Annotated in this window: 11 protein-coding genes; 4 read left to right on the forward strand and 7 right to left on the reverse strand. The window is 33.4% G+C overall.

Features of this window, described 5'->3' with window-relative positions; all coding sequences use genetic code 11:
* Nucleotides 1-182 precede the first annotated feature (182 nt).
* From K5R64_RS10795 to K5R64_RS10805, 3 genes are read right to left on the reverse strand one after another with little or no spacing between them, the layout of a single operon-like run.
* Nucleotides 183-1,763, reverse strand: coding sequence for a RagB/SusD family nutrient uptake outer membrane protein (locus tag K5R64_RS10795; protein WP_220763399.1), 1,581 nt, complete (start codon nucleotides 1,761-1,763; stop codon nucleotides 183-185).
* A 5-nt stretch (nucleotides 1,764-1,768) separates the two neighbouring features.
* Nucleotides 1,769-4,792 carry a TonB-dependent receptor gene (locus K5R64_RS10800; protein WP_220763400.1) on the reverse strand — a complete coding sequence of 1,008 codons (3,024 nt, stop codon included), beginning with the start codon at nucleotides 4,790-4,792 and terminating at the stop codon, nucleotides 1,769-1,771.
* Nucleotides 4,793-4,815: 23 nt separating this feature from the next.
* The gene (locus tag K5R64_RS10805; protein ID WP_220763401.1) at nucleotides 4,816-6,225 is read right to left on the reverse strand and encodes a DUF4625 domain-containing protein; all 1,410 of its coding nucleotides are present in this window, start codon (nucleotides 6,223-6,225) and stop codon (nucleotides 4,816-4,818) included.
* 739 nt (nucleotides 6,226-6,964) lie between these two features.
* On the opposite strand from K5R64_RS10805, the gene K5R64_RS10810 reads away from it, so the two are divergent.
* From K5R64_RS10810 to K5R64_RS10820, 3 genes are all read left to right on the forward strand, one after another.
* Complete coding sequence (locus K5R64_RS10810; RefSeq protein ID WP_220763402.1) at nucleotides 6,965-7,849, forward strand: AraC family transcriptional regulator; 885 nt, start codon at nucleotides 6,965-6,967, stop codon at nucleotides 7,847-7,849.
* Between the two features lie 79 nt (nucleotides 7,850-7,928).
* Nucleotides 7,929-8,594: an HAD family phosphatase gene (locus K5R64_RS10815; RefSeq protein WP_220763403.1), complete on the forward strand. Its 666-nt coding sequence runs from the start codon at nucleotides 7,929-7,931 to the stop codon at nucleotides 8,592-8,594.
* Nucleotides 8,595-9,928: 1,334 nt separating this feature from the next.
* Nucleotides 9,929-10,348, forward strand: a complete 420-nt coding sequence (locus tag K5R64_RS10820) for a DUF6943 family protein (protein ID WP_220763404.1) — start codon at nucleotides 9,929-9,931, stop codon at nucleotides 10,346-10,348.
* 72 nt (nucleotides 10,349-10,420) lie between these two features.
* On the opposite strand, the gene K5R64_RS10825 is transcribed toward K5R64_RS10820, so the two are convergent.
* The 4 genes from K5R64_RS10825 to K5R64_RS10840 are packed head-to-tail and all read right to left on the reverse strand — an operon-like array spanning nucleotide 10,421 to nucleotide 12,099.
* Nucleotides 10,421-10,594 carry a hypothetical protein gene (locus K5R64_RS10825; RefSeq protein ID WP_220763405.1) on the reverse strand — a complete coding sequence of 58 codons (174 nt, stop codon included), beginning with the start codon at nucleotides 10,592-10,594 and terminating at the stop codon, nucleotides 10,421-10,423.
* The gene (locus K5R64_RS10830) at nucleotides 10,581-10,859 is read right to left on the reverse strand and encodes a hypothetical protein (protein WP_220763406.1); all 279 of its coding nucleotides are present in this window, start codon (nucleotides 10,857-10,859) and stop codon (nucleotides 10,581-10,583) included. The genes K5R64_RS10825 and K5R64_RS10830 overlap by 14 nt, the downstream gene beginning before the upstream one ends.
* 49 nt (nucleotides 10,860-10,908) lie before the next feature.
* The gene (locus K5R64_RS10835; RefSeq protein WP_220763407.1) at nucleotides 10,909-11,304 is read right to left on the reverse strand and encodes a DUF5675 family protein; all 396 of its coding nucleotides are present in this window, start codon (nucleotides 11,302-11,304) and stop codon (nucleotides 10,909-10,911) included.
* Between the two features lie 36 nt (nucleotides 11,305-11,340).
* Entirely contained in the window at nucleotides 11,341-12,099 is a 759-nt protein-coding gene (locus tag K5R64_RS10840; protein WP_220763408.1) for a hypothetical protein, read from the reverse strand.
* 296 nt (nucleotides 12,100-12,395) lie between these two features.
* Here K5R64_RS10840 and K5R64_RS10845 point away from each other — a divergent pair, with 296 nt between their 5' ends.
* Nucleotides 12,396-12,599 (forward strand): hypothetical protein, encoded by a 204-nt coding sequence (locus tag K5R64_RS10845; protein ID WP_220763409.1) that lies wholly within the window; start codon nucleotides 12,396-12,398, stop codon nucleotides 12,597-12,599.
* Nucleotides 12,600-13,058: the final 459 nt, after the last annotated feature.

Raw genomic sequence — 13,058 nt, forward strand, 5'->3', positions numbered from 1 at the left:
AAAGCTTTAATCAATAGTTAAATGAAGGATTAGTGCAATGTAATCTTTAGGGTTTTGTCCAGATTGCAATAATCAAATTCAACAAATCCAAGCTCTTTCTTAATTAGTTTCATAACTAAAAAACTAAAGACTATTAATGGAATTAATAGTCTTTAATTCATTATCCTTACCTAAAAGACATACTAATAGCCTGGATTTTGTACAATATTACCTCTAGATAACTGAATTTCTTTTGGAGGTATTGGCCACAAAAGATGCTTACTAACGTCGAAAAAGATTCCTTTTTCTTGAGACTCATTTAAATTAGTTGTTTCATAAGGATCTGTACTAATTTGGGTATTATATTTCACAAAAGATCCATTTGGCCCCATAATCAAAGCCATTCTAGGAATACCATCAATTTTTTGTCTTCTTAAGTCATAAAATCTTTGGTGTTCAAGTGCCAACTCTAATCTTCTTTCTTTCCAGATTGCATCTCTCAATGCTATACCTGTTAGCGACATATCGGTTGGTAATTGCACTCTGTCTCGAACTTTTTTCAATGATAATTTTGCCGATGTAGGGTCGTTATTAAAATAGGCAGCTTCAGCATGAATTAACAATACATCTGCTAATCTTAAATGAATATATGGCAAAGCAATTTGTCCTCTTGCATAAGGCACTGGTCTCTTGGCCACAGGGACATAGTATTTTCTATTAGTACGTCCTGATTTATTCTCAGACGGCAAAGCGTTAAATGATGTCACATCAGGATCTCCATACACAGGGTCTCCATGCTTAATGATAGTTGAACGCAAACGGATATTGTCACCTTCACTTAAAAATACATTTTCCAAATCACTAGTTGGACTACCCCAACCCCAACCTTGATCACCACGGCTTCCATTGGTAATTGGTAATTGTGCTCCAATTTCTTGAAAAACAGGGTTGTTAATGTAGTCAATTTCGAAAATAGATTCTACTCCATGATGATTATCAACACTATAAATATTTGCAAAATCGGGTTCTAATTGATATTCTCCAGATACAATTACATCGTTAGCATTAGTTTGAGCTAAAGCCCATTTTTCCTCAGTCAAATATACTTTTGCTAGTAATGATTGCGCTGCTCCTTTAGTAGCTCTACCTAAATCTTTTGCCGGATATTCACTTCTTAACGGTAAATTATTTATGGCTATTTGTAAATCTTCTTCTATCAATTTGTAAACATCGGCAACGGAAGAACGTGTTTTATCATTTATCGCAGGTTCTAATAACTCTGTGTATGTTGTTACGATAGGAACACCGCCAAAATTACGCACCAAGTCAAAGTAAAAGAATGCTCTTAGAAAATGAGCTTCACCCAACATTCTCCTTTTGATGCTCTCTTCTATTTCTATGGCTGGAATTCTATCTATTGAAATATTTGCTCTAGTAATTCCTATATAGTGATTTTCCCAAAACGAATTAAAATATTGTGATCCTGGAAAAACATTATAGGCAGATATCCCCGTAATATCTGGTCGTGGTTGCGCAGTGTTTCCAGACCAGTTATCATCAGTAGCCATATCATTAATTTGTCGTTGAAAATTGGCCTGCCACCAACTTTCACCATTCACTTTCTTATAAATTCCATTTATAAAAGCTTCCGCATTTTGGGGAGTAGAAAAATAATCATCTAACTGTTGTCTCCCCTTTAAGGGTTGATCTAAAAAATCTTCATTATTACAGCTTACAGCCAGAAAAGCTGTGCAAATAATACATAATAAAACAATCTTTTTCATAATTTTTATAGTGTTAAATTAAGTCCTAATAAATATGTTTTTGTTACCGGATTTCTAGCATAGTCTATTCCAAAATCATTGATAACATTTCCTCCTGCAGCTACTTCAGGGTCAAATCCAGAATATTTCGTTAGCGTAAACAAGTTTTGACCCGAAACATATAATCTACATTTTTGAAATCCTTTAATATTAAAATTATAACCCAATTGTACATTACGCAATCTCAAATAAGAACCATCTTCAATAAATAAATCCGAAGGTCTTTGATAGTTTCCGTTACGATCCAATTGTGTTAATCTTGGATATTTAGCTCCCGTGTTCTCAGGTGTCCAAACTTTATTCAAGGCTCCCTCAGCAACATTCACGTCCTGTACACCAGAATACAAAAATGTGGAAGGGTAGTTAAAAACATCGTTTCCAAAAGTTCCATACCATTGCATTGAAAAATCTATGTTTTTATACTGAAGATTTGCTGTAAGTCCTCCATAAAAATCAGCAAATGGATTTCCAATTACTTGTAAGTCATCATCATTTAATAGACCATCTTTATTATTATCAACAAACCTTAAATCACCTACTTTTGCATTAGGTTGAATGGCAGTACCATCATTAGAGGTATGGGAATTTAATTCTGTTTGATTTTGAAAAATCCCATCAGTTTTAAATCCGTAAAACAATCCAACTGTTTGACCTAATTCACTTATTTTGATAAATCTACCTCCTAAGTCTGGACGGTTTTGTCCAAATATTTGTTCATTACCTGGAGCAAGGGCAACTGCCTTACTTTTGTTTGTAGAAATGTTAAAATTCAACCCTAAAGTAAAATCCCCCATTTTTTTGTTATAACCCAATTGTGCATCGAATCCTTCAGATTCAAAACTTCCTACGTTTTGTGCAACCAAACCTGGTATTCCTGTATAATTTGGCAACTCAACATTAAACAATAAGTCTTTGGATGTCTTTTTATAATATTCAAAAGAAAAATCTAATGCGCTATCAAAAAGACTAGTTTCAATACCTATGTTTTTATCACTTACGGTTTCCCATTTAAGATTGGTGTTTCCAAATTGAGACAAGAAGCTACTAACAACTCGCTCTCCATTAAAAACATAACTATCTGATCCTACAGAGAAAAACTGACCAGTTCTGCTAATGTTTTGATTCCCAACTTCACCTACTCCTACTTTTAAACGTAAGTTATTTATAACAGAACTTTTGAAGAATTTCTCAGAATCAATATCCCAAGCAAATGAAGCACTTGAGAACACACCTGTTCTATTGTTTTTAGGGAATCTTGAAGATTGATCTACCCTTACTGAACCTGTAAAATAATATTTGTTATCATAGCTGTATATCGTTCTGAAAATTCCTGACAATATATTGTCCTGAGCTTCGTTTCCATTTACCGTTATTCCCTCACCTAAAGCAGCATCAAGATATCTCAAATCTGGATTTTCATTATCTGGAACGCCATCCCTAGAGGCATTTAAATAGTTGAAATTTTGGGCATCATATAATATACCACCTAAAAAGTTCATAAAATGTTTTTCCTTAATGGTCTTTTTGAAATTAATGGTGTTATTCAATACATAATCAAAATTTCTATTCGTATTTCTAGCTATGTTATTGATTTCATTTTGCTGATTTGGAGTAGTAAAATATTGTGGTGTAAAAACATCAGTTTGTGCATTTGTCACATTAAGCCCTAATTGACTACTAAAAGTTAATTCAGGTGTGATTTTATAATCCAATTGTGTATTTGAGAAAAATCCAAAAAAGAAAGTTTCATTGAATTGGCGTGCAATATTACCTACAGGGTTAGGCACATTATTTTTACTTGGCGCATATATACTATAACTATTTCGTCCAATTCTTTCACTTTGAGGAAGATACACTTCAGTCAATGGATCGATACGTAATAAGTTATACAAAGCCCCAGGCGTATTTTCATAACGTTCAATTCTAGGACTTAAGTCTTGTTTTAATTTAACTTTATCCGATATTTTAAAATCAACATTGAAACGCCCAGTTACTTTTTGGTACCAGCCTTTATCATAATTGGATTGTTGATCAAAAAAACTAACACTTGCAGCGTAATTGATTTTTTCTGACCCACCTGATGCTCTAACATTAGCATTAGTTATTGGCGCATAATTTTCTATTACTTCATTCCACCAGTCAGTATCTGTATTAAAATTAGCCGGATCATATAAAGGTTGTGCGCCATCATTAGTTCTTCTTAAATTCACAACTTTAATATATTCGTCAGCACCAGCCATATTAATTTTTTGCATATGCTGCATTCCATAAGAAAGATCAACATTTACAATTGACTTTCCTTCTTTCCCTCTTTTAGTGCTAATTAACACCACTCCATTTGACGCTCTAGAACCATAAATAGCGGAGGCCGAAGCATCTTTTAAAATTTGAAAATTTTCAATATCAGCCGGATTTAAAAAGTTAAGTGAAGTCCCGTCAGGCAACATAACACCATCTAATACAATAAGAGGTTGACTCCCATTATTTGTTGTTATACCTCTAACTAATATTTGAGGTGAAGCACCTGGACTACCACCAGAAGAAAGTACCTGAACACCGGCTGCTTTACCTTGTAAAGCTTCTGCTGGATTACTAGCTGTTGTTTTAGCAATATCTTCTCCTTTTACTGTAACTATTGAACTCGTAATTTCATCTCTTCGTACCGAGCCATACCCAATGACAACTACTTCTTCTAATTGCGCGCTATCTTCTATTAATTTAACTGGAATCATTTGTCTTCCATTGACAACAACTTCTTGTGTCTTAAAACCAATATAGCTAAATACCAAAGTAGCTTTGTTGCCCACTTTAATCAAATAGTTTCCATCTAAATCAGAGGCAGAACTGTTTGTTGTATTCTTTTCTAAAATATTTACCCCGGGAATAGGTTGTCCATTTTCGTCTTTTATAGTCCCTTTTACTGTATGTTGGGCTACTGCTGAAAAACCTACCAGTAGAAATCCCATTATAATTAAAATTGCACGTTTCATATAATTTCTTTTGATTGTTTATTTTATCGTCTTATTGCTGATAATCTATTTAAGTGGCTGTCAAAAATGATAGTATAATTTTTACCATAGGCCTCTGTCGGGAAAACAAATGATGACCCCCCACCTGGAATTGCTATTGAAGGATCAGTTGCATCCATTCTCCAAAAAGGAGCCCAAGCACTAGTATTTGCGTTTATAATAAATTGATTTAAAGAAGTTGAATTAGGTTCGTCATCAATCTTGACATCAATAGTCCATAAATAGGAATTGTTAGCATCTTTAACAAATGGTTTCCCTGAATTAAAATGAAAACACTGCAAACCTCCTGTAACATTTGATACACAGGTAGAGGTATTCCCTACAAACACACCGGTTCCAAGAATGTAAATTTGATTATAAGGTGTGTCAGTTGGTGTATATGGCGTAACGGTATAGGTTTGATTTTTTAAATCCATTTTAACTTCGTAATAGCCTCTTTGAGGTAGTGTAATTGGATTGACACTTATATCAGTTCCCACCATAAGTTTTCCTGGAGTAACAGGATCTGCACCAAAAGAATAGGGACCGAAAGAACTTTTCTGAGGTACAAATCGCACCTTTGAATTTGCTTTAGACGAATAATATTTAGCTGTAAACACATACCCTTTTTCACCTGCTTGGGTACTGGCTATTGTATTATAAGGAACTCCAAACATATCCGAAGTTAACAAATCCTCATTGTCTACATCTGTAATATACATCACATCAAATAACAATTCATTTAAAACATTTACTGTAATAACCTTAGTTGTTGTATTGCCTGATGAATCCTTAACTGTTATTACAAAAGAATATTTATTCGGAGCATCAATATCTAATGCTTTAGTATAAGTGTATGTTGTTCCTGAAATAGGAATAGTTTCATTTAAAACGGAGCTTTCAATTTTAAACTCTGCTAATTTTGTATCTGTAACTGTAACTTCCAACTCAACCTCTTTTCCGCTACCTATTAATACAGTGACACCGTCTATTGGTTTTGCAACATTTATAACTGGTGAAATAATGTCTTGATCTAAAGTAACTTTAACTTCTTTGGTTAATGTAACCCCACCTGCATTAGTAATAGTAATAAGAATGGTATGAGTACTATTTACCTCTGCGGTTGCAGGTACTTTAAACTTGTAATTCAAATCATATGTTTTAGGAAGAGAATCAAAAGCGATTGTTTTATCTAAAAACCATGACTCATACTTCATATTTATAGATTTAATACCAGCAGGATCTGATACAGTACCTGTAAAAGTAAATGTGCGATCTGGAAGTGAAGAAACTTCTTGAACTAAAGATTGAAATTCTGGAATAGAATCCACTTTTGATGCATTATCATCACTACAGCCTATTACAATAGTAACAATGCTAAAAATGAGCAATAAAATTGTTCTGGTTGTTTTCATTTTAAAAATTTTATTAGTTAGTTGGTTAATGAATTGTTTGAAAAAAATAGTGCAAATACAGCTGTCATTACAAAAAGATCAAAAAGATAGATTATTTCACTAAATAAAGTTATTCTTGATTTCTTCTTAAAAACTGACAAAAAAAACCATATCAATAAAAAAAAATTCTAAATTTTACATTATAAAAAAAATAACATATCATTTAATACAAATATATAATTGACTTTAAGATCTAAAAATAGACGCAAAAACTGAAAATATGGATAATACTATTTAAAAACTAAATCATAAAATAATTTTCCGACACAAAACCATAGTACAAAATCTTTTATTTAAAATATTGTTAATTAAAACGTTTAAGACTCTCAAAGGATCTTTTGTTTTTTAATATTAAAAAAGCATCGACTTAATATCGAAATATATGAGTTGTGATTTAAGCAATCTTAAACAGATATTGCATTTTGACTTTGTCCATGAATTATACAGATAATAAAATGACACATCTGAAAAATATTGCTTATTTATTGTTTTTGCTTTCCGCAACCTTAAATAGCACCATCTAATCATAGACGATTCCACACGGAATAACCAATAATACCTAAACACCAAAAACAACATTAAATACGTTATTTTAATAAAATAACCATATATTTACTAAATTATAACTGTAAATTCTCATTGATAAGCCTAAAATATATAGATTTTCAACTTAATACAAATAGACATTAAATCTTAAATAATGGACAATAACACTCTAAAAGAAGGTTTTCTAGGTCAAAAAATGATTGCCCTTCCTAGAACAGTAATCAGTATTGTGAAAACAAATCCAATAACACAAAAGTTCTATGTAAGTGATTTAGGATACTATCCTATGGCAAATCATCATCATCGAATTAGAAAAAATGGAGCAAATCAATATATTTTTATTTATTGTGTCAAAGGAAAAGGTGAGATTTACATCAATAACAGTAAAATTATAATTACACCTAATCAATTTTTTATAATTCCAAAAAATATCAAACATGAGTACAAGGCCGATGAAAATGACCCATGGAGTATTTATTGGTTTCATTTCAAAGGCACGCTTGCCCCAGAACTTTATGACAGATACGCATCAACACACTCAAACATTTACAAAAACGTCCCCTTTTCAATTGATAAAATTGAACTTTTTGAAAAAATATTTAACCTATTCAATAGTAATTATTCTGAAAACTACATCGAATATGCTAATCTTCTAAGTTTAAATTTTATTAGTTCTTTTATTTATCATGATTTTGAAACCAATCTAGAAACACAACAAACCGACACGTTAATTGACTTAATTAAAGATTTTCTTCTTAATAATTTAAATCAGAATTTCACATTAGATGAGATTGCTGAAAAATTCAATTATTCTAAATCCTATTTACACACAAAATTTAAAGTCAAAACCGGCTATCCCTTAATTGTTTTTTTTAATCTAAAAAAAATTCAGAAAGCTTGTGAATATTTAAATTACACGGATTTAAGCATAAAAGAAATAAGCTATAAAGTTGGCTTTGACGATCCTTTGTATTTTTCAAGAATTTTTAAAAATTTTATGGGGAAATCACCACGGAACTACAAGCAAAGTTTAAAATAAACGTCAAATTTTAGAAAAAACTACACCACATAATTCCAATCTCATTATTTTAACTTCAAATAAGTTATTGACACATAAAATGAAAAAATTAAAGGCTATTATATTTGATTTAGACGGGACATTAGTCGATTCCGACCATTACCATTTTAATTGTTGGAATGAAATCTTAAGTGAATTCAATATTAATTTAGAATATGATTATTATTTAAATCACTTTGCTGGAAGACCAACCTCTTTAAATGCGGATACATTAATTAAAAAATATGCACTATCTATTACATCAAAAGATTTATCCGCTCAAAAAGACACAATAACAAAAAGTAAAATAAAAACAGAAAAAATCAAATTTATGCCAAATGCACTTTCTACATTAAAATATTTTGCAAATGAAAATATCCCAATGTTTCTGGTAACTGGTAGCCCTAGAGCTGAAGTTGATTATGTTTTAAAAAAGACAGATATCAAAAAATATTTTGAATTTACAATAACAAGAAATGATGTTAAAAAAAGCAAACCAGATCCAGAACCTTATTTGAAAGCCATTGAAAAATGCAATTTTAACATTGAGAATATTTTGGTATTTGAAGATACTAAAAACGGTGTTGAATCAGCAAAATCGGCAAATTTAAGATGTTATGCCATTCAAGCTAATACAGATTTACAAAAAAAATTAAAACACGCTGATAAAATTTTTGAGAGTTTTGACCAAGCTATTAAATATTTAGAGAAAGAGAATTTTAGATAATATAAAACAGCTAAATTCTATTACTAAACAGGTCACTAATCAGACTAGATACTACAATAAACTCATGAAAAAACATCACAGGCAATCAAGCGGTCTCTCTACGGTCGTTCCCTTTGTTCCGTTCGGCTGTTCCAGTCGGGCTACACTATTTTGTGGGATTACTTATTTCAATGTAACTTTCAACAATCTTGAGCTTGTCGAAGAGCCCTCCGTTCCACAGACACGGCGCAGTCACAATAAAACAGCAGCTTGAAATGAGCGTTAGCGAATTACATATGACCATTAAAATTCAATAGATATATTCATATGAAAATAAGCAGCTGTTTTATTGCACTGCTTGTTCCTCATCTTCACACGGTCTCTTCCTGCGTTCGGTCGGGCTACCATAACTGTAATACCGCTTCATTTCGTTCCGCTGCCACAACTTTTATTTTTAATGTGAAATATTGGATTTCATTTTTAAAACCATTTGCCACCCTGAGCGTTATCGAAGGGCGCTTCACTTCATTCCAGCCATATTACAGTTATAGCCCTCCAGCTTTTTGGCGGTTGCTCCTTCGCCCAGCCATCGGGGTCGGCTCGCTCCCTTTCAACTGCGCTATCTGCTTATAATCACTTCTGTACAAAGTAAATTGTTTATTTCCTTGAATCGTCACCCTGAGCGCAGTCGAAGGGCGCTATGCCCTGAATCAAGGTTACCCGCCAAAAAAAGGCGGGAGTCTTTTATTTTTTCCCCGCCGTTACACGCTCATAGCCGCTACGTTTCGCTCCACCTACATATTAAGATTTCTTTTGTCATCCCGAGCGCAGTCGAGGGACTGAGCTTGCCGAAGGGCGCTCAACTCCCGCGTCTATGGTGGCTGTTCGATTGCCGCAACCCCGCCACTGCGCTCCTCATCCGCAAATAAAGTTCCTTGCCCCTGAAAAAGGGGCACCACTTTATTTGCTCCTTGCGGTGCTTGGGGGTGTTTGATTGCCGATTTCCAAAACAACTTTTGTCATCCTGAGCCTGTCGAAGAACCATCCACTTAACTACGACTCTGCTCCAAAAAAAAATAAATAAAAAGAAAGTAAAGGTCTGCTACGGTTTCAAATAGTAAAGTTCAAGCCCTCCGGGTTTTTGAAAAAATCTCCACCTTCACTTCTCCGCTTCACCATCCGACTTCAAAATACGTTCCGACTCTACAAAACCACTTAGGTAGTATTTTTTCAAAAAAACTTGACTTCATTTGAAACCTTCACCGAAAGGACGACTTTCTTTTTTTTCTTTTTTCTTTTTCAAAAATATGTTGCGGAGCGTAGCGGAGCTGAACCATAATTTTAAATCCAGAATTATGACTTCTCACAACGTACTGACACACCAACCCCATAGAACGGTTACAGAACCGCATTTCTTTATTTTAAGCAAAGGCAAAAATGCAGGTAAACCATTAAAAGAAAGTTGCCCAAATTGCTTTTTAATCACGGTAAAAACAGAAGAAGAAACGGAAAACTTGTATTGGATAGCGTACACGCTCTGGAAAGCCAACTTTTGGCACCAATACCAATATGGTTCAGTAATTCCATTTATCAGAATCGGTACTTTCAAAAGCTGCTTCCGTGATGAGGTTATTAAAGCTTATAAAAAACATCAAAAACATCTAGATTTTGTGAATCGCATCCGAAAACTAGAAGAGCTGCAACACCATTATTCAAAAACAATCGAACAAATCGAAAATTTAAAATGGGCCTTGCTTCAAAACCAGTTGAGGTAAAAAACAAAAAAGCCTGATCTTGCGATCAGGCTTTTGCATTGCTTCGGAAAAGGTTACCAATCAAAACCGAAACTATTTTTTGGATTTTATCATCCTTTTTAAGAGGAGCGACACGATAAAACTGACGGTGGCTCCTATGACTGCTAAGATAATAGTTTTTAAAATATCTTCAGATAAAATATTGGGTACAATACTCAAGAAAGTGCCTGAGACAGTCCCAATCGGAAGACTGTTATTCGTTTCCATCGCGAGCTAAGTTTTCGTTATCCTTTTGCAGTTGCTTTAAAATAGCTTCATCATTTTGAGCTTGGTCATCAACAGTAATTTGGCTAATCGCCGAAATTACGCCACCTGCTACCACCAAATAACCCGCTGCACTAACTACAACTGCAGGCAATGCCACTGGCGCGGCTACAATCGTACCGCTGATGGCTAATAAGGCCAATCCAATACTTCGTAAGACTTTAAAAAACTTTGGTGTAGGTGCTTTTGCTCTTTCTACTAAATTCATAATATGCTTATTTATTCAATCCTTTTCATCCTCATTAGAATGGTAAAGATTAAGATTCAACAATTAGTTCAACACACTCACTACTGTCTAGAGCTTTGCAAACCCTGTCTTTTAATTTCGTAAACGCGATTCTAGACATCAATCCCAATCCTGGACCAGATAGTTTTGTGACCGGAGCGATACATCCATTTAATTCTCTCAAAGCATTATTGGCAGTGTGAAACAAAATAAAACTTCTATTTTGAACATCAATAACTTCCAAATGCCATTTGAATTTTTGACTGTAACGCTTTCTAATAAAATACTTCCCTTCTGGAATACAGGAAACTTGCTTTTCATTATTCTTCCAAGGCAATTCGATAGTATAACAAATCAATTTACCTTCGCATTGGAGCTTTCCATTGGTTCCTTCAGGGAAATAAGTTCTGTTTAATATAAGTCTCATACTGATCACTTAAAACTGAACACTGAATACTGGCTATTAAACACCTCCATCAACTTTAATAAGTGACAGCGGGTTATAAGAACCATTTTTCAACGAATACATGCTACCGTTTACTTCTTGATAGAACTCAAGACCTAAAGCCAAAAATAATGGCTTAGTACTGTTAGGTGTAACGGTGTTTACTTGGTTAATTACAGCTGTAGCCGTAGCGTCCCAAGGTAAAATTGCAGTTTCGGAATGTTCCTCAACAAAAGTTTCGTTTTCAAAATCTACTTCAACACCTGCCGAAATAATTTTAAAATGAGTAGTTCCTCCAGGAGCCGCAATCATATTCGATGGAATAAATGAAGGAATATCTACAGACACTTCACCCGTTACTCTGTCGATAACTCCAGTATAAGGAGCATACAAACTAGTTCCTAGTTTTCCACGAATATTGAATTCGAATCCAGCCAATAATTCTGCTTCACCATCAATAACATTTCTTAATCCACGTTCATTAATAGCATCAGCCTGAATCACCTTAACCATTGATTGTGTCAAACGGCTCACCATACGACTATCAGCCGAATTCAAAAGCAACACACGTAAAGCCGTTCTTAAAACTTTCCCAGCTTTCCCAGCTCTCCCAAACTCAGAACCGTTTTCACGCGTTCTTTGAAACGCTGGATCGTTTTTGATTCTATCAGCATCGATGCCACCTTTCTCACGAGCCATATGCCCATCTTTCGTTTTGTAAAAAGTAATATCCCCGATAGTACCTTTCAATTTAATTATGCCTTTTTGCCTTGCCATAATTCCTAAAATTTAGATTAATAATCACTCTAAATCATCATCCTGTTGCAACATTTCTGAATTGATTTTAAAGCAAATTTTAAGAGATTAAAGGATAAAAAAAAGTGAGCATAGTTCCATATGTCTTAAACCTACATGAATGGCTTAAATTAACAGAAATAACTATCAATAGAGCCTTTAATTATAATAATTGGTAAGTGTTTTATTTTTTAAAAAAGCTAATTTTGCTTTCACTAAAACATTATTTACCAGTAATTTTAAGTATAGCAAAGCCAATACAAAGGTATAGTTAGAGTATGAATATAGAAAAACAAAGAATTTGCATTTATCCAAAAGACATACAACGCATAACAGGCAAAAGTTATCGTCAAAGTACCCGAATAATGCAAAAAGCAAAAAAAGACCTCAATAAGCTCGAAAATGAGTTCTTAACTATTGAAGAGTTTTGTTCATATGCAGGTTTAAAACATGAACAAGTAGCCCACTTAATTTTTGGCTAAAAAGCAGGTAAATATTTCCCTCAATTTTAGACCAGCTTGGACAATTATTGTTCTAAATAACTAGTTCATTTTTTGATATTCTTTCACCTCAAAAGTTTTGGTTTTAACTAGTAAATTATGTATTTTTATAATTCACAAATTAATAGAATTCTAAACGATAAAAAGGGGGTAAATTCGGTTACCTTACATTAATATCAACTATAAAATACTGAAAAATAACGCTTTGGAAATGAGGAACAAATCCCTCTTTCTCCGCTAGCTGAAAAGCAAATGGTTACAAAACCCACTAAATTCAACGATTTAGTGGGTTTTTTCGTTTCTAGGATAGTCAAATTATTCAATTAATCTCAAAGTTTTGGTGTCTTGGATCAAGTTCAAAAGTTGGGGATTAGGCAAAAAGATGGATCAAGTTCAAAAGTTGGGGATTAGGCAAAAAGATTGGATAATCTAAACAGGAAA

Source organism: Flavobacterium sp. UMI-01 (genome assembly GCF_019656315.1).
Classification (GTDB): domain Bacteria; phylum Bacteroidota; class Bacteroidia; order Flavobacteriales; family Flavobacteriaceae; genus Flavobacterium.

Coding starts and splice junctions, on each gene's coding strand:
- K5R64_RS10795 (WP_220763399.1), bottom strand. CDS start 1,763: ATGAAAAAGATTGTTTTATTATGTATTATTTGCACAGCTTTTCTGGCT.
- K5R64_RS10800 (WP_220763400.1), bottom strand. CDS start 4,792: ATGAAACGTGCAATTTTAATTATAATGGGATTTCTACTGGTAGGTTTT.
- K5R64_RS10805 (WP_220763401.1), bottom strand. CDS start 6,225: ATGAAAACAACCAGAACAATTTTATTGCTCATTTTTAGCATTGTTACT.
- K5R64_RS10810 (WP_220763402.1), top strand. CDS start 6,965: ATGGACAATAACACTCTAAAAGAAGGTTTTCTAGGTCAAAAAATGATT.
- K5R64_RS10815 (WP_220763403.1), top strand. CDS start 7,929: ATGAAAAAATTAAAGGCTATTATATTTGATTTAGACGGGACATTAGTC.
- K5R64_RS10820 (WP_220763404.1), top strand. CDS start 9,929: ATGACTTCTCACAACGTACTGACACACCAACCCCATAGAACGGTTACA.
- K5R64_RS10825 (WP_220763405.1), bottom strand. CDS start 10,594: ATGGAAACGAATAACAGTCTTCCGATTGGGACTGTCTCAGGCACTTTC.
- K5R64_RS10830 (WP_220763406.1), bottom strand. CDS start 10,859: ATGAATTTAGTAGAAAGAGCAAAAGCACCTACACCAAAGTTTTTTAAA.
- K5R64_RS10835 (WP_220763407.1), bottom strand. CDS start 11,304: ATGAGACTTATATTAAACAGAACTTATTTCCCTGAAGGAACCAATGGA.
- K5R64_RS10840 (WP_220763408.1), bottom strand. CDS start 12,099: ATGGCAAGGCAAAAAGGCATAATTAAATTGAAAGGTACTATCGGGGAT.
- K5R64_RS10845 (WP_220763409.1), top strand. CDS start 12,396: ATGAATATAGAAAAACAAAGAATTTGCATTTATCCAAAAGACATACAA.